Annotated in this window: 16 protein-coding genes; 9 read left to right on the plus strand and 7 right to left on the minus strand. The window is 61.2% G+C overall.

The annotated features are described in order from the left end of the window. Positions 1 to 65: 65 nt before the first annotated feature. The 7 genes from ACM6IV_RS14865 to ACM6IV_RS14895 all read left to right on the plus strand — a co-directional run bounded on the left by ACM6IV_RS14865 (position 66) and on the right by ACM6IV_RS14895 (position 9,190). Positions 66 to 2,375 carry a heavy metal translocating P-type ATPase gene (locus tag ACM6IV_RS14865; RefSeq protein WP_414870559.1) on the plus strand — a complete coding sequence of 770 codons (2,310 nt, stop codon included), beginning with the start codon at positions 66 to 68 and terminating at the stop codon, positions 2,373 to 2,375. A 13-nt stretch (positions 2,376 to 2,388) separates the two neighbouring features. Beyond that, positions 2,389 to 3,252, plus strand: a complete 864-nt coding sequence (locus ACM6IV_RS14870; protein WP_414870560.1) for a LysR family transcriptional regulator — start codon at positions 2,389 to 2,391, stop codon at positions 3,250 to 3,252. Positions 3,253 to 3,486: 234 nt separating this feature from the next. After that, complete coding sequence (locus ACM6IV_RS14875; RefSeq protein ID WP_414870561.1) at positions 3,487 to 4,563, plus strand: putative 2-aminoethylphosphonate ABC transporter ATP-binding protein; 1,077 nt, start codon at positions 3,487 to 3,489, stop codon at positions 4,561 to 4,563. After that, positions 4,563 to 6,287, plus strand: coding sequence for a putative 2-aminoethylphosphonate ABC transporter permease subunit (locus tag ACM6IV_RS14880; protein ID WP_414870562.1), 1,725 nt, complete (start codon positions 4,563 to 4,565; stop codon positions 6,285 to 6,287). The genes ACM6IV_RS14875 and ACM6IV_RS14880 overlap by 1 nt, the downstream gene beginning before the upstream one ends. A 37-nt stretch (positions 6,288 to 6,324) precedes the next feature. Further along, complete coding sequence (locus tag ACM6IV_RS14885) at positions 6,325 to 7,350, plus strand: putative 2-aminoethylphosphonate ABC transporter substrate-binding protein (protein ID WP_414870563.1); 1,026 nt, start codon at positions 6,325 to 6,327, stop codon at positions 7,348 to 7,350. A gap of 146 nt (positions 7,351 to 7,496) precedes the next feature. Beyond that, positions 7,497 to 8,633 (plus strand): TIGR03364 family FAD-dependent oxidoreductase, encoded by a 1,137-nt coding sequence (locus ACM6IV_RS14890; RefSeq protein ID WP_414870564.1) that lies wholly within the window; start codon positions 7,497 to 7,499, stop codon positions 8,631 to 8,633. Then, positions 8,630 to 9,190, plus strand: a complete 561-nt coding sequence (locus tag ACM6IV_RS14895) for a phosphonate degradation HD-domain oxygenase (RefSeq protein ID WP_414870565.1) — start codon at positions 8,630 to 8,632, stop codon at positions 9,188 to 9,190. The genes ACM6IV_RS14890 and ACM6IV_RS14895 overlap by 4 nt, the downstream gene beginning before the upstream one ends. Positions 9,191 to 9,363: 173 nt before the next feature. Here the strand turns inward: ACM6IV_RS14895 and ACM6IV_RS14900 are convergent, their stop codons facing one another. Both ACM6IV_RS14900 and ACM6IV_RS14905 read right to left on the minus strand, forming a co-directional pair. Further along, positions 9,364 to 10,749: a GTPase/DUF3482 domain-containing protein gene (locus ACM6IV_RS14900; RefSeq protein ID WP_414870566.1), complete on the minus strand. Its 1,386-nt coding sequence runs from the start codon at positions 10,747 to 10,749 to the stop codon at positions 9,364 to 9,366. Next, positions 10,742 to 12,115 (minus strand): DUF2868 domain-containing protein, encoded by a 1,374-nt coding sequence (locus ACM6IV_RS14905; RefSeq protein WP_414870567.1) that lies wholly within the window; start codon positions 12,113 to 12,115, stop codon positions 10,742 to 10,744. Before ACM6IV_RS14905 ends, ACM6IV_RS14900 begins: the two co-directional genes overlap by 8 nt. Before the next feature lie 85 nt (positions 12,116 to 12,200). Here ACM6IV_RS14905 and ACM6IV_RS14910 point away from each other — a divergent pair, with 85 nt between their 5' ends. Continuing rightward, the gene (locus ACM6IV_RS14910) at positions 12,201 to 12,713 is read left to right on the plus strand and encodes a dihydrofolate reductase (RefSeq protein ID WP_414870568.1); all 513 of its coding nucleotides are present in this window, start codon (positions 12,201 to 12,203) and stop codon (positions 12,711 to 12,713) included. A 108-nt stretch (positions 12,714 to 12,821) separates the two neighbouring features. Here ACM6IV_RS14910 and ACM6IV_RS14915 read toward each other — a convergent pair whose 3' ends face one another. After that, positions 12,822 to 14,213 (minus strand): L-cystine transporter, encoded by a 1,392-nt coding sequence (locus ACM6IV_RS14915; protein WP_414870569.1) that lies wholly within the window; start codon positions 14,211 to 14,213, stop codon positions 12,822 to 12,824. Between the two features lie 240 nt (positions 14,214 to 14,453). On the opposite strand from ACM6IV_RS14915, the gene ACM6IV_RS14920 reads away from it, so the two are divergent. Beyond that, complete coding sequence (locus ACM6IV_RS14920; RefSeq protein WP_414870570.1) at positions 14,454 to 15,515, plus strand: haloacid dehalogenase-like hydrolase; 1,062 nt, start codon at positions 14,454 to 14,456, stop codon at positions 15,513 to 15,515. 194 nt (positions 15,516 to 15,709) lie between these two features. Here ACM6IV_RS14920 and ilvD read toward each other — a convergent pair whose 3' ends face one another. The 4 genes from ilvD to ACM6IV_RS14940 form a co-directional block, all read right to left on the minus strand. Then, a complete protein-coding gene (gene ilvD, locus ACM6IV_RS14925) occupies positions 15,710 to 17,551 on the minus strand; it encodes a dihydroxy-acid dehydratase (RefSeq protein ID WP_414870571.1) in 1,842 nt (613 codons plus the stop codon). A 257-nt stretch (positions 17,552 to 17,808) separates the two neighbouring features. Continuing rightward, a complete protein-coding gene (locus ACM6IV_RS14930) occupies positions 17,809 to 19,041 on the minus strand; it encodes an MFS transporter (RefSeq protein WP_414870572.1) in 1,233 nt (410 codons plus the stop codon). Beyond that, positions 19,034 to 20,011, minus strand: coding sequence for a diiron oxygenase (locus ACM6IV_RS14935; protein ID WP_414870573.1), 978 nt, complete (start codon positions 20,009 to 20,011; stop codon positions 19,034 to 19,036). Before ACM6IV_RS14935 ends, ACM6IV_RS14930 begins: the two co-directional genes overlap by 8 nt. Further along, positions 20,008 to 21,081, minus strand: coding sequence for a SagB family peptide dehydrogenase (locus tag ACM6IV_RS14940; protein WP_414870574.1), 1,074 nt, complete (start codon positions 21,079 to 21,081; stop codon positions 20,008 to 20,010). The genes ACM6IV_RS14935 and ACM6IV_RS14940 overlap by 4 nt, the downstream gene beginning before the upstream one ends. Positions 21,082 to 21,088: the final 7 nt, after the last annotated feature.

Genomic DNA, 21,088 nt, shown 5'->3' on the forward strand with positions numbered 1-21,088 from the left:
GTGCTTGACCCTATAGTGGCTACAGGGTCTTTACTTGGCAACAGGCACCTTCATGGACGCGACCAATGAGCGATTCGCAGCACACCCACAAGCCCGGCGACGGGCACGATCACAGTCATAAATTGCAGCCTGTGCATAAACATTCACATGGCGGCGACTCCTGCTGCGGATCGCAAGCCGCAGCACCGGCACCGGTGCATTCGCATGAAGACGCCTGCTGCTCGTCGAAAGCCGCCGCGCCTGCGTTGGTGCAACTGAGCGAAACAACCAGCGCTGATGCGCGGCTCAGCAGCTTCCGCATCGAGGCAATGGATTGCCCGACCGAGCAGACGCTGATCCAGAACAAGCTCGGCAAACTCGCCGGTGTACAGCAGCTGGAATTCAACCTGATCAACCGCGTGCTCGGCGTGACCCATAACCTGCCGGGTACCGAGCCCATCACCGAGGCGATCAAGTCCCTGGGCATGCACGCCGAACCGCTGGAGGCGGGCGTCGAAGCGTCAGCCCCGGCGCCGGTGAAAAAACATTGGTGGCCGCTGGCACTGTCCGGTGTCGGTGCGCTCGCCGCTGAAGTGATCCACTTCACCAATGCTGCGCCAAACTGGGTGGTGGCGATCATTGCGCTGGTGTCGATCCTCAGCGGTGGCCTGAGCACCTATAAAAAGGGCTGGATCGCCCTGAAGAACCTTAACCTCAACATCAACGCGCTGATGAGCATCGCCGTGACCGGTGCCATCCTTATCGGCCAATGGCCGGAAGCGGCGATGGTGATGTTTCTGTTCACCGTGGCCGAGCTGATCGAAGCGCGCTCGCTGGACCGTGCGCGTAACGCGATCAGCGGCCTGATGCAGATGACGCCGGAACAAGCCACGGTGTTACAGGCTGACGGCACCTGGATTGAACAAGATGTGAAAAGCGTCGAACTCGGTGCCCGGGTGCGGGTGAAACCTGGCGAGCGCATTGCGCTGGACGGCGAAGTGGTCAGCGGCAGTTCGACCATCGATCAGGCGCCGATCACCGGGGAAAGCCTGCCGGTCGAGAAAACCGTCGGCGATAAAGTTTTCGCCGGCACGATCAACCAGGCCGGTTCGCTGGAATACGCGGTCACCGCAGCGGCAAACAACTCGACGCTGGCTCGGATCATCCATGCTGTCGAGCAAGCCCAAGGCGCACGCGCACCAACCCAGCGCTTCGTCGATCAATTCTCGAAAATCTACACGCCCGTGGTGTTCGTGTTTGCCTTGGCCGTGGCGATCATTCCGCCGCTGTTCATGGGCGCGGTGTGGTTCGACTGGATCTACCGCGCGCTGGTGCTGCTGGTGGTTGCATGCCCATGTGCACTGGTGATTTCCACTCCGGTGACCATCGTCAGCGGCCTCGCGGCAGCGGCGCGCAAAGGCATTCTGGTCAAGGGCGGCGTGTACTTGGAGGGCGGTTTCAAGCTCGACTACCTGGCGCTGGATAAAACCGGCACGATCACCCACGGCAAACCGGTGCAGACCGATTACCTGTCGCTGGACCCGACCGCCGACGCCACAGCCCCGGCGATTGCTGCGGCGTTGGCCGGTCGCTCCGATCACCCGGTGTCGCTGGCGATCGCCAACGCCGCTGTGGATAAAAACTTCGACGTGCTGAATGTGGATAACTTCGAAGCATTGGGCGGGCGTGGCGTCAAAGGCGAAATCAACGGCCAGACCTACCACTTGGGCAACCATCGTCTGGTTGAAGAACTGGGCCTGTGTTCGCCCGCGCTGGAAGAAAAACTCTTCGCGCTGGAGAAACAAGGCAAATCCGTGGTGCTGCTACTCGACGGCTCCGGCCCGTTGGCGCTGTTCGCCGTGGCCGACACCGTCAAGGAAACCAGCCGCGAAGCGATCCGCCAGTTGCATGAACTCGGGGTGAAAACCCTGATGCTCACTGGCGACAACGTCCACACCGCTGAGGCGATTGCCGCACAGGTCGGCATCGATGAAGCCAGAGGCGACTTGCTGCCGACCGACAAACTGCAAGCCATCGAAGACCTTTATGCACAGGGCCGGCGGGTCGGCATGGTTGGCGACGGCATCAACGACGCTCCGGCACTGGCCCGCGCCGAGATCGGTTTCGCCATGGCCGCCGCCGGCACCGATACCGCGATCGAAACCGCCGATGTCGCCTTGATGGACGACGATCTGCGCAAAATCCCGGCGTTTATCAGCCTGTCGCGCCATACCGCGAGCATCCTGAAACAGAACATCGTCCTGGCCCTGGTGATCAAGGCGATCTTTCTTGCGGTAACCTTCGCCGGGCTCGCCACCATGTGGATGGCGGTATTCGCCGACATGGGCGTGAGTCTGCTGGTGGTGTTCAACGGGTTGCGCCTGCTGCGCAAATAGATGAGGAAGGGTTGTGCTGAGTGCCGAGCTGAAAGCGTTTTACATGGTCGCCCGCCTGGGCAGCATCACGCTGGCGGCGAAAAAACTCGGCCTCAGCCAACCGACCGTGACCACGCAGATCCGCAATCTGGAAAGCCAGTATTCGGTGGAGTTGTTCTACCGTGGCGGCCGGCGCCTGAGCGTCAGCGACGAAGGCGCGCGGTTGCTGCCGATGGTCAAGGCGCTGTTGCAGCAGGAAGCCGACATCGAGTTTTTCCTGCGCAACAGTGGCCAGGTGCAGGGCACGTTACGGATTGCGGCTACGGCGCCGTATTACATACTTGATCTGGTGAAGACCTTTCGCGAGCGCTTGCCGCAGGTCGAGGTGTCGGTGGAAATCGGCAACTCGCAGCAGGTGCTCGAAGCGCTGGAAGAGTATCGCGTGGACGTCGCCGCTTCGTCGCAGTTGCTCGATGACGCGCGGTTGATTCGCCGGGTGCTCGGCACGGATCCACTGGTGTTGGCGGTGCATCGCAACCATCCACTGGCCACTCAGGAGCATGTGACCCTGAGTGCGCTGGCCGGGCATACCTTGTTGATGCGTGAGTCAGGTTCGACCACACGGCGGCTGACGGAAGAGTTGCTCGCCAGCGCCGGGGTCAGTTTCGGCCCATTGCTGGAGATCGGCAGCCGTGAGTCGATCCGTGAGGCGGTGCTGCGCAATATCGGCATCAGCATCATTGCCCGCCAGGAAGTGCCGCATGATCCGCAGTTGCGCGTGTTGACCATCGAGCATGCACCGCAGATTCCCGAGTATCTGTATTGCCTGAAAGAGCGTAAGGGCGCGCGGTTGCCGGCGGCGTTTCTAGGGTTGGCGCAGGAAATGTCCCCGGCCTGAGATCTTCAGTGCCTGTGCCGGCCTATTCGCGAGCAAGCTCGCTCCCACATTGGATTTGCGTTGTGAACACTATCCCCTGTGGGAGCGAGCTTGCTCGCGAAGGCGGCAGCTCAGGCAACACAGAATCTGAACCAAAATCCCTGAATACCACTATCAGCAGTTTTTGCCTCGTTGCCACATGACGGACGCATTACAACTCTAGGATTGGTCCCATCTGCTTGATGAGGTCTGTCCATGAATCCTGCCATCGCAACTGCCCTGACTAACCCCGGCGCACCCATGAAAGTGCGCGGCGTGCAGAAACGCTTCGGCGCGTTCACCGCACTGGATAACGTCTCCCTCGACGTCGCCGCCGGTGAACTGGTGTGCCTGCTCGGCCCATCGGGCTGCGGCAAGACCACGCTGCTGCGCTGCATCGCCGGTCTGGAGAAACAGGACAGCGGCGAGCTGTACCTCGGCGACCGGGATGTCTCGCACCTCGCCCCGCAAGCTCGGGATTACGGGATTCTGTTCCAGTCCTACGCGCTGTTCCCCAATCTGACGGTCGAAGCGAACATTGCCTACGGCCTCGCCGGCAGCGGTCGCGACGAAGTGCGCGGTCGCGTTGCGCAAATGCTGGAACTGGTCGGCCTCACCGGCAGCGAGAAAAAATACCCCGGCCAATTGTCCGGCGGTCAGCAGCAACGTGTCGCGCTGGCCCGCGCGCTGGCCCCGGCGCCGTCGCTGCTATTGCTCGACGAACCGATGTCGGCCCTCGACGCCCGCGTCCGCGAGCATCTGTGCACCGAGTTGCGCCAGCTGCAGCGCAACCTCGGCATCACCACCCTGATGGTCACGCACAATCAGGACGAGGCCATGCTGATGGCCGACCGCATCGCGGTGATGAACAACGGCCGCGTCGAGCAGTACGCCACCCCGCAGGAAATCTACAACCGCCCAGCCACGCCGTTCGTGGCCGAGTTTGTCGGCCAGGGCAACTGGCTGCCGTTCCAGCGCAGCAGCGACAGTCACGCGCAGGTCGGCGGGATGAACCTGCGCCTCAGCGACGGCAGCATTCAGCGTGCCTCGGGCCGTTTGTTCTGCCGTCCGGAAGCGATCAACGTCAATCCGCCGGTGCATGAAGAAAACCTGTTCCCGGCCAAGGTTCGCGAGATCACCTTTCTCGGCAACCGCTGCCGCATGAGCTTCGAACTCGATCAACTGCCGGGTCACGCACTGCTCGCCGAACTCGCGCCGGAAGCCATGCCGCGCCTCGGCGCCCAGCAAATCATGGTCGCCTTGCCGCCGCGCAGCCTGCAGGTGTTTGCCTGATGAACAGCAACCTCGCGCTGCCGCTACCGCACAAGCAGGTGCGACAGTCTTCGAAAGCCGAGATCGGCGACCGCCTGTTTGTCGTCGGCGGCAAAGTCCTTTTGCTGGTGTTGCTCGGCGTCGCGGTGTTGCTGCCGTTGCTGGCGATTTTCTGGCGCGGCTTCAGCAGTGAAGCCGGGCAGGGCGGTGGCTGGGTCGCGGCGAAGGAACTGGTGAGCAGCGAGAATTTCCACTGGCTGCTTGGCAACAGTCTGAAAGTTTCCCTCAGCGTCGCGGCCATCGTCGTACCGCTGGCCTACCTGTTTGCCTACGCGCTGCAACGCACAATGATTCCGGCGAAAGGCATCTGGCGCGGCATTTCCCTGCTGCCGCTGATGGCGCCATCGATGCTGCCGGGGATTGCGCTGGTTTATCTGTTCGGCAATCAGGGCATGTTGCGCGGACTGCTCTCGGACAACATCTACGGCTTCTGGGGGATTGTGCTGGGTGAGGTGATTTACACCTTTCCCCATGCGCTGATGATTCTGCTCTCGGCATTGTCGCTGGCCGATGCGCGCTTGTTCGACGCGGCGTCGAGCATGGGCGCCAGTCCGGCCAAGGCGTTTCGCAGCATCACTTGGCCGGCGACGCGTCAGGCGGTGTTCGCTGCGTTCTGCCTGGTGTTTACCCTGACCATCACCGATTTCGGTGTGCCGGTGGTAGTCGGTGGCGACTATCAAGTGCTGGCGCTGGAAGCCTATAAAGCCGTGGTCGGCCAACAACAATTCGGTCGCGGCGCGTTGATCGGTATGGTGCTGTTGTTACCGGCGCTGTTCAGCTTCGGCGTCGATGCCTGGCTGCGTCGACGTCACGGCGACTCCATGAGCGGGCGGGCGCAGGTGTTCAAACCGGCGCCGTCGAAAGTGCGCGATGGCTGTTATCTGGCGATTGTCTTGCTGATCAGCGCCGCGTTGATTCTGGTGTTCGGTATGGCGGTGTTCTCGTCGCTGGTGAAGTTCTGGCCGTACAACCTGTCGCTGTCGCTTAACCACTATCAGTTCAACGAAACCGCTGGCGGTGGCTGGCTGGCCTACAGCAACAGTTTGAAAATGGCCTTGGGCACGGCGTTGATCGGCAGCGTGCTGATTTTTACCGGCGCCTATCTGATGGAGAAAACCCGCAGTCAGCGCGGCCTCAACCTGGCGTTGCGCATGCTCAGTTTCGTGCCGATGGCGGTGCCAGGGCTGGTACTCGGTCTGGGTTACGTCTTCTTTTTCAACCTCAGCGGCAACCCGTTGCACGTGCTCTACGGGACGATGGCGCTGCTGATCGTCTGCACCATTGCGCATTATTTGACTACTGCACAAATGACCGCGACCACCGCACTGCGCCAACTCGATGCCGAGTTCGAAGCGGCTGCGCTGTCGCTCAAGGCGCCGCTGTACCGTCACTACCTGCGCGTCACCGTGCCGATCTGCCTGCCGGCGCTGCTGGACATCGTGCGCTACCTGTTCGTCTCGGCGATGACCACGGTGTCGGCGGCGATCTTCCTCTACAGCCCCGATACCATTCTCGCGGCGGTCGCAGTGCTGAACATGGACGACGCCGGCAACGTCGGCGGCGCGGCAGCGATGTCGAGCCTGATTCTGTTCACCTCGGCGGGCGTGTCCTTGCTGCTGGCGTGGGCTTCGCGCGGCTTGCTGCGCCGTTCCCAGGCCTGGCGGCAAACCGCGCCCGGTCACTGATTGCAAATCCGATCAACTCATCTACAGGAAAACGCTCATGTTCAAGCCTATGGCCCTGGCCGCTGCTGTGCTCGCGACTTTCAGCCTGAATGCCTTCGCGGCAAAAACCGAGTTGACGGTGTACACCGCCCTCGAAGCCGAACAACTGAAGTCCTATAAAGAAGCGTTCGAAAAGGCCAACCCGGACGTCGAGATCAAATGGGTGCGCGATTCCACCGGGATCATCACCGCCAAACTGCTCGCCGAAAAGGCCCGTCCACAGGCTGACGCGGTGTGGGGCCTGGCCGCTTCCAGCCTGGCGATCCTCGACCAGCAGGGCATGCTGCAAAGCTACGCGCCGAAGGATCTGGGCAAGATCGGCGCGAATTACCGCGACGCTGCCAACCCGCCAGCCTGGGTCGGCATGGATGTCTGGGCCGCGACGATTTGCTTCAACACCGTCGAGGCCGAGAAGCAGGGCCTGACCAAACCCGTGAGCTGGCAGGATCTGACCAAGCCTGAGTACAAGGGCAAGATCGTCATGCCTAACCCGGCCTCGTCCGGCACCGGTTTCCTCGACGTCAGCGCCTGGCTGCAAACCTTCGGCGAGCAGCAGGGCTGGGCCTACATGGACGGTCTGCACCAGAACATCGGCCAGTACGTTCACTCCGGTTCCAAGCCTTGCAAACTGGCGGCGGCGGGCGAGTTTCCGATCGGGATTTCCTTTGAATACCCGGCCGTTCAGTTGAAGCGCCAAGGCGCGCCGCTGGACATCATCCTGCCCAAGGAAGGTCTGGGTTGGGAGATCGAGGCGACCGCCGTGATCAAAGGCACGCCCCATGAAGAAGCGGCGAAGAAACTGGCTGACTTTTCTGCCAGCGCCGAGGCGATGGATCTGTACAAGGAGAACTTCGCTGTCCTCGCCCAGCCGGGGATCGCCAAGCCGCAGACCGAACTGCCAGCGGATTACGAGCAGCGTCTGATCAAGAATGACTTTGCCTGGGCCTCGAAGAATCGTGACGAGATTCTGACCGAGTGGCGCAAGCGTTATGACGGCAAGTCCGAGAAAGTCGCCGCCAAGTAAGATCTTTATCGACTGACAGGGCCCCTTCGCGAGCAGGCTCGCTCCCACATTGGATCTCCAGTGAACACAAATTTTGTGGGCACAAAAAATCCCCTGTGGGAGCGAGCCTGCTCGCGAAAGCGGTCTCCCATGCAGGACATTTCTAAATGACACAACACAAAGACCTGCTGATCGTCGGGGCCGGCATCCTCGGCCTGTCCCACGCCTACGCAGCCGCCAAACGCGGCCTCAAGGTTGCCGTTTTCGAACGCACCGCCACGCCCCTCGGCGCCTCGGTGCGCAACTTCGGCCAGGCCCTGGTCACCGGCCAGCCACCGGGCACAATGCTTGAACTGGCCAAGGCCAGCCGCGAGATCTGGGGCGATTGGGCGCAGCTCGCCGGGTTGCAGATCAAGCGCAACGGTTCCTACCTGTTCGCCCGCACTGAGGCCGAAGAACATCTGCTGGAAGCCTTCTGCAACGGTCGCGCCGTGGAACACGGTTACAACATCCAGTTGCTGCGTGGCGCCGCATTGCGCGATGTGTACAACGGCCAGTTCAGCCACCACCGCGCCGCTCTCCACGGTATCGATGATCAACAGTTGTACTCGCGCGAAGCGATCCCGGCGCTGATCGACTACCTGCGCCGCGACCTTGGCGTCGAGTTTCACTTTTCCACGCTGGTACGCGATGTGGAGCCGGGACGCCTGCACAGCACCGCCGGCAGCTTTACCGCGAAGCAGATCATCGTCTGCTCCGGCCACGATTATCATACCCTGCTGGCTGAGCCGATTGCCGCACTCGACCCGCAGATCTGCCGCCTGCAAATGCTCCGCGCCAAACCGCAGATCAATCTCGATCTGCAGCATGCTTTGCTCACCGGCCTGAGTTGCGTGCACTACGGTGCCTTCGCCGATTTGCCGGAAGCGGCGGCGGTGCAGGCGCAAATCCTGCGTGAGCAACCGCACCTGCACGACAACGGCATTCACCTGCTGATCAGCCCGACGCCGTACGGCGAGCTGATCATCGGCGACTCGCACCATTACGGCAGCGACCCTGCACCGTTCAACGCCGAGCAAGTGGATAACTGGATGATTGAACTCGCCGAGCAGACGCTGGGCTGCAAGGTGCAAGTGGTCGAGCGCTGGCAGGGCGTCTATGGTTCTCGGGGGCCGGGGCCGTTTTCGTTGCTGCGCCCGGCAGCGGGTTTGAGTGTGGCGCTGATGCACACCGGGGTCGGCATGAGCGTCGGCCCGGCCATGGCCGAGCACAACGTTGCACAGTTGCTGGAGGAAATTGAATGACAGCTCACGAGCAAGTCGTCGCGCGGGTATTCGGGCTGTATGAACGCTTCGGCACCAGCGATTACATCGGCGAGCCGGTGTCTCAGATCGAGCACATGTCCCAGACCGCCGAACTGGCGATCGCCGAAGGCTTCGATGACGAAGTGGTGCTGGCGGCGTTCTTTCATGACATCGGTCATCTGTGTGCCGAGGGCGCGCAAAACATGGGCGGCTATGGCGTGCTCAGCCATGAGCGGCTGGGGGCGGATTATTTGCGCGAGGCGGGTTTCAGCGAGCGCCTGGCGCGGCTGGTGGAATATCACGTGCAGGCCAAGCGGTATCTGACCTTGCGTGAGCCGGGGTATTACGCGCGCTTGAGTGAGGCGAGTCGGCGGACCCTGGAATTTCAGGGCGGGGTGATGACCGAGGCGCAGGCGGATGTGTTTGCGCGTGATCCGTTGTGTGCGGTGAGTTTGCGGATGCGCCAGTGGGATGAGCTGGCCAAGGAGAGGGCGGTGCCGGTGATGGATTTGGCGGTGCTGAAGCGCAAGGCTGAGGTTTTGTTGTCGGCCGGCTGATTGCTACCCTCACCCCAGCCCTCTCCCAGAGGGAGAGGGAGCTGACCGAGTTGTTTTTGGGGCATGCATCGACCTGAGATATCCAGCCGAACTCAGGTTTGAAAAGCATGCAGATCCGCTCCCTTTCCCCCTCGCCCCCTTGGGGGAGAGGGCTGGGGTGAGGGGGGCGCGATCTAAAGCTCAAGCACCCGATCAACCAACCCCTCAATCTGCTCCTGCCTTTCCGCTTGATTGAGCTTTGGGTGTGGATTGAGAGACGACCACTGCGGATGCGCCCGCGCCTTGTTCAGCGCTTCCGGCAACTTGCCCTCACGCCAGGTTTTGTCCTGTGGTGTTGCGACCTGAACCGCATCCATCGCCGCATGCCCACGCTGATCCAGCGCCAACACCAACTGCCGCTGGCGCAGCGCCAACAGCCGCAGCACCCCATCATCCACGGTCAATTCTCGCTGCCCCTTGATCTTGCCGAGCAAACGGCTGCCATAACTGCGCGCCGTTTGCAGCGCACCGCCAGCAATCGCCCCGGCCAGCGCCGCCGCGCCGAGGGTAATCCCGCCGACCAGCAAATCCACGCCAGCCCCCGCCGCTGCACCGGCAGCAATACCGCCGCCGACGCGTACGCCGAGTTGCTTCAACGTTTCCGGGTTGAACAGGTCATCACCCCAGCGTCCATCGAGCAACGGCAAATCACTCGCCGCGGCATCCTGTGGTCGGAACGCATACAGCTTGAGCAACGCCTCAACACACTTCTGCTCGCGCTGGCGCACAGCCTTGCGCAGCTCGCTGATGGCTTGCTGTTCCTGCTCCGCTTCGCTGACCACGCTGCGTCGGCACGCGGCGCAATCGATCAATAACTCAGCAATCAACCGCGCCGCACTTTGCTGACGTGCAAGGCGCTGAGCCCGTTGATCAGCAATCAACCGCTCAAGTTGCGGCCGGGCATTTTCCAGCAGCAACGCGAGACTTTCATACAGCCGGCGCTCGCCATCCTCGGGCGGCGCCACGCTGTCGAAACGCACCAGCGCATGCAATCCAAGCCGCGCCAGCGCCTCGCGCCAATCCGGCTCGCGATGGTTGGCGCTGCTGACAAAATTCAGCACCGGCAGCAGCGGCTTACCGCAACTGGCGAGTACTTCCAGCTCATCACGATACTTGGCCAACACCGGTTCGCGCGCATCGATCACATACAAACCGGCGTCGGAGGCGAGCAGTTGCCGCAGCACTTTGGCTTCCTGCTCGAAACGCTGGCGCGCCTCGCTGCCGTCGAGAAAACGCGTCAGTCGCGCTGGGCCGTCGAGGCGTTCGCCGGGGCGCTCCAGGCGTTCGAGAAAATCCAGCAGGGCGATCGCGTCTTCCAGTCCTGGCGTGTCGTAGAGGTCGAGCAACGGCTCACCGTCCACCGACAACCGCGCGCCTTCGACATGCCGTGTGGTGCTCGGGCGATGGGAGACTTCGCCGAAGCCGACATCGCGAGTCAGCGTGCGCAACAGCGAAGTTTTGCCGACGTTGGTGTGGCCGACCACCGCGAGTTTCAGCGGCGCTTTCCAGGCATCAGTCATGACCAGTCTCCAGCCAGTGCAACGGCGCGCAATCGGCAAACTTCAGGTCAAGCTGTTGCAGCGCGACATGCCAGTCGCCGAGGCGTTCGCCGTCCAGTGCTTCGCCGGGCGGCGCTTGCAGCAGCCACACGCGCGTCTCCCCGGCACTGCGCGCCAGTTCAGCGATCAAGGCGAGGCTGCCGCGATCCGGCGAGCGCCGTGGATCGCAGGCAATCGCCAGGCGTGCCGGCGGGAAGCGGCTCAGTTGTTCGAGGAGTTTGTGGCGGGACTCGCGGCTGTCGAGGATGCCGGCGTTGCTGACGTTTTTCGGCAGCGCGGGCGGCCATGGACGTTGTTCGTCGAGTTCGATGGCGACCAGCAACGCACCTTCGCTGGCGAGTTCGCCGACGGTGCTTTCGACGCGGTGCAGTTGCGCCGGCTCCGGGTCGTTGACGCCGAGGCGTTCGCTGGTCGGCATCAGCCGTTCACGCAATTGCGCGTAGCCGGGCAGGTTCAAGTCCAGACGCAGCGCGGCTTTACCGCTGTTCCAGCGCCAGAAACACAACAGCGTCAGCAGCAGACGCGGCAGCACGCCGTAGACCACCAACACGCCGACCAGCCAGGTTGCCCAGGCCTGACGAGCGCTTTCAATATCGAGCGCGCCGTCGCCGCTGGCGCGGATCATCTCCACCGTTGGCACGTTGAAGCCGAGCAGCGATGGCAGATAACCGAGCGCGTGGGTGACGTGGATAAAGGTGTCGGCGCTGAGAATCGTGGTTTCCCAGACGAAGCCGTAGCGCCGGGTCGCCATCAGCGTCAGCAGCAGAATCAATGCGCTGGACATCGCCAGCAGCCACAAGCCGTTGACCAGCGTACCGAGCGCCCAGCGATTGAGTTTTTTGCGCTGCAGCATCAACAGCAGTGCCGGCGCCAGTTGCGCGGCTTTGGCGTCGCGGGCCATTTTTTCGCTGAGCCATAACCACAATCGGCCGAGCGTGGCGCCGTGCTCGCCGGCAAAGACCAATCCCAAGAGCCAGCTCAGCAGCAGAATCAGGTTCAGCCCGAGCAGGCTGCCCAAGGCCCAGAACACATTGACCGGCGTTTGGCTCAACGCAGCGAAGGCCAGACCGGCGCCGCTCAATACCGCGAAAATCATCAGCAGCACCAGCGCCAGACGCGCGCCTTGCAGCCAGTGTTTGAGTGCCGCCGTCAGCCCGTCGCGCTCGGCCAGCCACAACGCCCGGCGTTGAATGCGGCTCGGCAGATCGCCGCCGGTGGTGCGCGCCAGTCGGTTGGCTTCCAGATCATCCAATGGGCCTGCGTGTTCTTCGCGCAGGCGCACGGTTTCGGTGAGCCAGAGGTTTTGCAGTGGAGTCAGTTCAGTCACGCGGCTTTCCGTCGCTTAATTGATTGAAGAGCATAACCGCTGTGGCGCTTATCGGGGTAAGCGCGGCTCTGGTATCCTCGCCGGCATGACTAAATCACTCCCCCTCAGCCTGATCGCAGCCCTCGGTGAAAACCGCGTGATCGGCGTCGACAACAGCATGCCCTGGCACCTGCCGGGGGACTTCAAATACTTCAAGGCCACGACGTTGGGCAAGCCGATCATCATGGGTCGCAAGACCTGGGATTCGCTCGGTCGGCCATTGCCGGGGCGCTTGAACATCGTGGTCAGCCGTCAGACCGGTCTGGTGCTCGAAGGGGCGGAAGTTTATCCGTCGCTGGAAGCAGCTGTGGTTCGCGCCGAAGAATGGGCGAAGGAACAGGGCGTCGATGAGTTGATGCTGATTGGCGGCGCGCAGCTGTATGCGCAAGGGCTGGCGCAGGCGGATCGTCTGTACCTGACCCGAGTGGCGTTGAGCCCGGAAGGGGATGCGTGGTTTCCCGAGTTTGATCTGAACCAGTGGAAGCTGGTTTCGAATGTTGAAAACCCGGCGGTTGAAGATAAGCCGGCATACAGCTTCGAAGTCTGGGAAAAAGCCTGAGAGCTTCGTCGGAACGCCGCCCGGAGCAAGCCCGCTCCCACATTGGAATGCATTCCAAATGTGGGAGCGGGCTTGCTCGCGAAGAGGCCGGATCAGGCAAAGAAGAGCTTAAGCCTGAGCCAGCTCCGCATGCTCATCGGCATCCAGCAATTCTTTATCAGTCTGCTGCATCACCTGACTGGTAATCGCCCCGGCGGTAATCGAACCGCTCACGTTCAACGCCGTGCGGCCCATATCGATCAACGGCTCAACCGAAATCAGCAAGGCCACCAGCGAAACCGGCAAACCCATCGCCGGCAGCACGATCAGTGCCGCGAACGTCGCACCGCCACCGACACCTGCCACACCCGCCGAACTCAACGTGACAATCGCCACCAGCGTCGCGATCCACAGCGGATCCAGCGGGTTGATACCAACAGTCGGCGCCACCATCACCGCCAACATTGCCGGGTACAGGCCGGCGCAACCATTCTGGCCGATAGTCGCACCAAACGACGCAGCGAAACTGGCGACCGACGACGGGATGCCCAGGCGACGGGTCTGCGCCTCGATGCTCAGCGGAATGGTCGCCGCACTGGAGCGGCTGGTGAACGCGAACGTCAGCACCGGCCAGATCTTGCGGAAAAAGCGTAGCGGGTTGATCCCGGCGGCCGACACCAGCAAACCGTGCACGACGAACATCAGGCCCAGGCCGAGGTACGAGACCACGACGAAACTGCCGAGTTTGATGATGTCTTGCAGGTTGGAACCGGCGACCACTTTGGTCATCAGTGCCAGCACGCCGTATGGGGTCAGCTTCATCACCAGACGCACCAGACGCATCACCCAGGCTTGCAGGGTGTCGATGGCGTTGATCACTTTCTGACCTTTCTCGACGTCATCCTTGAGCAGTTGCAGCGCCGCGACCCCGAGGAATGCGGCGAAAATCACCACGCTGATGATCGAGGTCGGCTTGGCCCGCGCCAGGTCGGCGAACGGGTTTTGCGGGATGAACGACAGCAGCAGTTGCGGCACATTCAGGTCGGCAACCTTGCCGGCGTAGTCGGTCTGAATGGTTTGCAGACGGGCCATTTCCTGAGTGCCGGCGACCAGACCTTCGGCGGTGAGGCCGAACAGGTTGGTCAGGCCGATGCCGATCAGCGCCGCAATCGCGGTGGTGAACAGCAGGGTGCCGATGGTCAGGAAGCTGATCTTGCCCAGTGACGAAGCGTTGTGCAGGCGCGCCACGGCGCTGAGGATCGAGGCGAACACCAGCGGGATGACGATCATTTGCAGCAACTGCACGTAGCCGTTGCCGACCAGATCGAACCAGCCGATCGACGCTTTCAGCACCGGGTTGCCAGCACCGTAAACGCTATGCAGGGCGACGCCGAACGCCACGCCGAGCACCAGCGCGAGCAGGACTTTTTTCGCCAGGCTCCACGTGGTGTGGCGGGTTTGCGCCAGACCGAAGAGCAGGGCGAGGAACACCAGCAGGTTGAGAATCAACGGTAGATTCATGAGAACTCCAGAAAGACTGTGCCAACAGCCTTCCGGGGCTGCTGCGAACCGGCAAGCCTAACAGCTTGATTTGCAATGATTTAATACCAAAATCTTAGGGCGTCCGTCGTTTTTGGAATAAGCCCGTGTCGCTCTCGGCAATGCATCTGGCGCAATAGGGACGCGGACGGTCGCTGACAGGCGAGGACTGTCACACTTATTTGTTAGCGTCGATCTCTTTGAATCAGGGAGAAGAGGCGTATGAAGTTCGCACCGAAATTTCTGGCTGTCGCACTGACGGTGGGCATGGGCCTGGCTACTCAGGCGTTCGCCACCGACCTGAAACACTGGCCGGCCGATCAGGCCAAGGCGCTGGACGCGATGATCGCCGCCAACGCCAACAAGGGTAACTACGCGGTGTTCGACATGGACAACACCAGTTACCGCTACGACCTCGAAGAGTCGTTGCTGCCGTTCATGGAAAACAAGGGCCTGATCACCCGCGACAAACTCGACCCCTCCCTGAAACTGATGCCGTTCAAGGACACCGCCGACCACAAGGAAAGCCTGTTCAGTTACTACTATCGCCTTTGCGAAGTCGACGACATGGTCTGCTACCCGTGGGTGGCGCAGGTGTTCTCCGGCTTCACCCTCCAAGAGCTGAAGGGCTACGTCGATGAGCTGATGGCTTCGGGCAAGCCGGTGCCGGCGACGTATTACGAAGGCGATGTGGTGAAGAAACTCGACGTCAATCCGCCGAAGATCTTCACCGGCCAGCAAGAGCTGTACAACAAGCTGATGGAGAACGGCATCGAGGTTTACGTGATGACCGCTGCCTCTGAAGAGCTGGTGCGCATGGTCGCGGCGGATCCGAAGTATGGCTACAACGTCAAACCGCAGAACGTCATCGGCGTGACCACGCTGCTGAAGAACCGCGAGACCCACGAACTGACCACTGCACGCAAGCAGATTACCGCGGGCAAGTATGACGAGAAGGCCAACCTTGGCCTCGAGCTGACGCCGTACCTGTGGACCCCGGCCACCTGGATGGCTGGCAAGCACGCGGCCATCCTGACCTATATCGACGAGTGGAAGAAACCGGTACTGGTTGGCGGCGATACCCCGACCAGCGACGGTTACATGCTGTTCCACGATGTCGACGTGGCCAAGGGCGGGATTCATCTGTGGATCAACCGCAAGGACAAGTACATGACCCAGTTGAACGGCATGATGGCCAAACACGCGGCAGCGCAGGCCAAGGAAGGTTTGCCGGTAACGGCGGACAAGAATTGGGTGATCGTAAAGCCTGAAGAAATCCAGTAACCCTACATAGATCCAAATGTGGGAGCGGGCTTGCTCGCGGATGCGTCGTGTCAGTCACCCTTTGTATATCTGACACACCGCTTTCGCGAGCAAGCCCGCTCCCACAGTTTTGATCTTCAGTGACTTAGGGATTTCGGCCGGATAAAAAATGCCCCGCACTTTGGCGGGGCATTTTTGTTTCGACGATTTGACGCTTACAGCCCGTCGAGCATCGCTTTGTTGCGCACCGCACCTTTGTCGGCACTGGTCGCCAGCAGGGCATAGGCCTTGAGGGCGGTGGTCACCTTGCGTGGACGCTGTTCGACTGGTTTCCAGCCTTTCTTGTCCTGCTCGGCGCGACGTGCTGCCAGTTCTTCATCGCTGACCAACAGGTTGATCGAGCGGTTCGGAATGTCGATCAGCACCTTGTCGCCGTCCTGCACCAGACCGATCGCGCCGCCGGCGGCGGCTTCTGGCGAAGCGTGGCCGATGGACAGACCCGACGTACCGCCGGAGAAACGCCCGTCAGTGAGCAGCGCACAGGCTTTGCCCAGACCTTTGGATTTCAGGTACGAGGTCGGGTAGAGCATTTCCTGCATGCCCGGGCCGCCTTTCGGACCTTCGTAGCGAATGATGACGATGTCGCCTTCCTTCACTTCATCCGCGAGGATGCCGCGTACGGCGCTGTCCTGGCTTTCGAAGATCTTCGCGTTGCCTTCGAACACATGGATCGATTCATCGACACCGGCGGTTTTCACCACGCAGCCGTCCAGCGCGATGTTGCCGTACAGCACGGCCAGGCCACCTTCTTTCGAATAAGCGTGTTCGAAACTGCGGATGCAGCCGTTTTCGCGGTCGTCATCGAGGGTTTCCCAACGGGTCGACTGGCTGAACGCGGTCTGGGTCGGGATACCGGCAGGGCCGGCCTTGAAAAAGTGGTGCACGGCTTCATCGGTGGTCTGGGTAATGTCCCACTTGGCGATGGCTTCTTCCATGCTGCGGCTGTGCACGGTCGGCAGGTCGGTGTGCAGCAGGCCGCCACGGGCCAGTGAACCGAGGATGCTGAAAATGCCGCCAGCGCGGTGCACGTCTTCCATGTGGTACTTCTGGATATTCGGTGCAACCTTGCACAACTGCGGAACGCTGCGCGAGAGACGGTCGATGTCGCGCAGGTCGAAGTCGATCTCGGCCTCTTGGGCAGCCGCGAGCAAGTGCAGGATGGTGTTGGTCGAACCGCCCATGGCGATGTCGAGCATCATCGCGTTCTCGAACGCCTTGAAGTTGGCGATGTTGCGCGGCAATACGGATTCGTCGTTTTCGCCGTAGTAGCGTTTGCACAGCTCGACGATGGTGCGGCCAGCCTGCAGGAACAGCTGTTCGCGGTCGCTGTGGGTGGCGAGGGTCGAACCGTTGCCCGGCAATGCCAGGCCGAGGGCTTCGGTCAGGCAGTTCATCGAGTTGGCGGTGAACATGCCGGAGCACGAACCGCAGGTCGGGCAGGCGCTGCGCTCATATTCAGCGACTTTCTCGTCAGAAGCGCTGGAGTCGGCAGCGATCACCATGGCGTCGACGAGGTCGAGGCCATGGGCTGCGAGTTTGGTCTTGCCGGCTTCCATCGGGCCGCCGGAAACGAAGATCACCGGAATGTTCAGGCGCAAGGCAGCCATCAGCATGCCCGGGGTGATCTTGTCGCAGTTGGAAATGCAGACGATGGCGTCGGCGCAGTGGGCGTTGACCATGTACTCGACGGAGTCGGCGATGATCTCGCGACTCGGCAGCGAATACAGCATGCCGTCGTGACCCATGGCGATGCCGTCATCCACGGCGATAGTGTTGAATTCCTTGGCCACGCCACCGGCGCGTTCGATCTCGCGGGCAACCAGTTGACCCAGATCCTTCAGGTGCACGTGGCCCGGCACGAATTGGGTGAACGAGTTGGCAATGGCGATGATCGGCTTTTTGAAGTCGTCATCTTTCATCCCCGTGGCGCGCCACAGTGCGCGGGCACCGGCCATGTTGCGGCCGTGGGTGGATGTTTTCGAGCGGTAATCTGGCATGGAGCACTCCGGGCGGCTAATCAGGTATCAAAGGGGAGTGAGCTTCTATTGACGTCTGGAACACTCAGAAATGGCCGTGTGTCCGTGAAGTTGCCGATGACGTTGCGGGATCGCCGCTGGTCTCAGCCTGAGCTCATAAACCCGCCGGGGGATGAATGGCGATGAATCAGCCGATTCTACACCGCTGGCGTCTGGAGGGAATGGCGCAAAGTGTTGTTCCAGCGCAGACGGCATATTTGAAATGACGACCGGCGGGCTTAATCGCCACCGGTCGGCGCCACGACATTGGCTTTGAGGTTTCTGGCGCGCCGGCTGAGGCGGTCATTGAGCACCAGCGCTGTCACGCTCAGCAGTACAAAGCTGTAACCCAGCGTCGATTGCAGATTGGCCGGACTGAGGCTGATCAACGCGCTGATCAGTCCGCCGCAAATAAAGATGATCGTACTGCCCGCCGAGGCCGAGGTGCCGGCGTTTTCCGGAAACAGCCCCATGGCCCCAGTGGTGGCGGCGGGACGCGCAATGGTGGTGCCGGCGGTGCAGATCAGCATTGGCAGCAACACGGTGGCTGGCGCCAACGCATGATTGGCGGCCAGGTACAGCATCGCCAGTCCCGACAGCAGGATCAGGCTCAGCCCGGTGAAGATTTGCTGAACCGGCGTGATCCGTCGATTGAGTACGGCGGCGAGGATCCCGCCGACCACATAGGCCGCACCGTAAACCAGCAGGATCAACGAAAAGTCATAAGGTGCGAGTTGCAGTTGGTCCATGAAAATCAACGGCGAAATCACGATGAACGAGAAGTGGCAGGCGAAGGCGAACGCCGAAATCATCCAGTAGCTGACAAATTCAAAGTCCCCCAACACGCGTCGGTAGGACTGAATGAAGCCGATCCGCGCGCCACTCGAGGTCGGACGGCTGCCCGGTAAAAACAGCCATGCCTTGATCAGCACCGTGGCGGACAGTGCGGTAAAGACCCAGAAACTGCCGCGCCAACCCAGTGTGGCCTGGAGAAAGGTCCCGGCCAGCGGCGACACCGAGATGAATACTCCAGTCGCCGTGACCATCAGAATCCGTAGCCGGTCGCGCTCCTCACCTTCGAACAGATCCTGCACCAGTGCCTGTGACAGTACGAAGCATCCGCAGCCCAGGGCCTGCATCACCCGGAATACCAGGAACAGCGTGTAATCGGAGGTCATCACGCAACCGAGCGCACCCAACATCGATACGCTCATGCCGACGAGTAACAGACCCTTGCGCCCGATCACGTCCGAGAGTGGGCCGATCAGGACCTGAGCAAACGCGATCCCCACGGCGAACAGGCTGATGGACAGCGCAATGTCTGCCGGTGAACGGAGAAAGTGCGTCGCCATTGCCGGAAAGGAAGGCAGCAGCACATCCAGCGGAAACACACCCAGCAGCACCATGGCCAGCAACAGGCTGACTGCGGCGCGGCGCTGCTTTGTGGTTGCCACGGATTGTCCTTTATCCATCGATCAGTCCAGCCTTGGCGAAAAGTTTCTGGTTATGGGGGAGTGCAAAAAAACCGGCTTTGCGTAGTGCGTCCAGCGTTGCAATGGCGCCTGATCGTGCACGGGCGCGGTTGGCTTGCACCGTAGCCATGCCGCCGACGATGTCCATCACGACAGTGTCGGCAATGCCTGCCCCTCGCAGGCTCTGTTGCAGCCAGCGTTCATCGGCCTCGAAAAAAATCCCGATGATCTCCAGCAGTGTCCGGCTTACAAACGCACGCTGGCGACTGTTCATCGACAGCCAGAAATAATGGAACACCTCGCTGAAGTAGCGACTGTGGCGTGCCTCGTCATTCAGATGGTCGCGCAGCATGTCGTTCACGCTGGACACCAGGCTGTCGCGGCAGACGTCCAGCAGCTCCCGGGCAATGATGGTCTCCGAGACGAAACCGAGCAGAAACCATGCCAGTGGCCGGTTGTTCTCCGGGGTGCGGGCGATCAATGCGTTCAGGCGGCTGATGCGCTTCGGCAGCGCCGGACGTCCGGTGAACCCGTAGAACGCGGCGATCTGTTCGGCCAGACGATTGGAGAACAGCGCGTGATAACCCTCGTCGGTGTAGAGTTGCAGCGCCGCGTGCTTCATCGCCAGAGGCACGTAAATGGGCAGCTCCCGGTGCACGATGACCTCCACTGCACGGTTGACGATGCGGTGTTCGAGCAAGGTGGTGTAATCGAGAAAATGCACCAGATGATTGGCTGCCAGTCGATGCTGTACTTCGTGCCCCGCCGCCTGGATGTCAGGATGTGCCAGATAAGGCAGAAAAGCCGGTGGGAACCAGTGGCGGGTTTGCAGTTGCAGCGGCACGTCGTCGGGCAATTGATAATCATGGGTGCTGCTGCGCACCGAGGCCCGGCTCTCCCAGTCTCCCAGGGTGAATTTGAGTGCCCAGGACACCGGTGCTTCATCCGGGGCGGCTATTGACTGGCTCATGCCTGCACCTCGCGCAACAGCTCGCGCATTTCGTGGCACATCACTTGCCCGTCGCTTTGTCCACAACCAACAAAAAACAGTGGTTGTTCAGCACTGCCCTCGATATTGAGCAGTGCTTCGACCTGCTGGTCGGCAAATGCACCCGTCAGCCAGGTGTTGAGGCCCAGCGCGGTGGCCACCAGCTGAAAGGTTTGCGACAGGTGACCGGCCTCGACAAAGGCCATGCGATAGGCCCGCGAGTGCTCGTACTTCCACCAGAGCCGGTCAAGACGAGCGGTGATGAACAACCCCAATGGCAGGTTGTTGATGAAATGCTGGCCACCGAGCAATTGGCCCAGCGCTGGTTGAGGCAGCGGATTGACCCGGCTCAGGGTGTGGTCGGCCGGATGATAGGCATAGATGCCCGGCTCGAGGTCATCGACGTTCTGCGCCAGCAGGAAACCTTCGCAAGCGTTCAGGCCACCTGCGCTTGGACTGCTTCGACGTGCGCTGAACCCGGGCGCGGAGCTGTCGTCGCGATCGTGCTCGCGTTCATGGAGATAACCGAGGGCAAGGTAAAGCAGGGTGCCGACGTCGTTCAGGGTTATCGCTGCGCCCGTGTAGCTGCGGCAGGTCTTGCGCTGAAACAGCACGTTTCCCAGGCTGTCGTCATTTAATGCGCATGGCGGGGGCAGGGTTATCCGCTGTCCGGTTTCAAGTGTCGGGCGATCTGTCGCGGGTGCCGGTGTGGCCAATACTTCATTGCAGTGCGCGAGATAGTCTCTGGACCACTCGTGAATATTCTGTGGAGTGTATTCGCAGGGGATATTTTGCGTGCCGATGTGATAAATCTTCGACAGTTCATCCCAGCCCCATGGCGGAATGTCTATTTTTGAAACGGTTAGAATGTCCGCGCTCAATAGTTGTGTGTCTATTATGTTATGAGTGTCGAACAGTTCGGGGTTGTTGATTAGTTGTGCGAGGCGAGTTGCGTAGTTAAGGTCAAGTTCGTGTTGTGTATGGTTTTTGTAGTTCCATACAACTTGTCCGGGCGAGCGTGGCAATATGAATAAGTAAGGGTTGATGTGCATGTAGGTC

The sequence above is a fragment of the Pseudomonas sp. IT-347P genome, from assembly GCF_949768005.1.
Lineage (GTDB): Bacteria > Pseudomonadota > Gammaproteobacteria > Pseudomonadales > Pseudomonadaceae > Aquipseudomonas.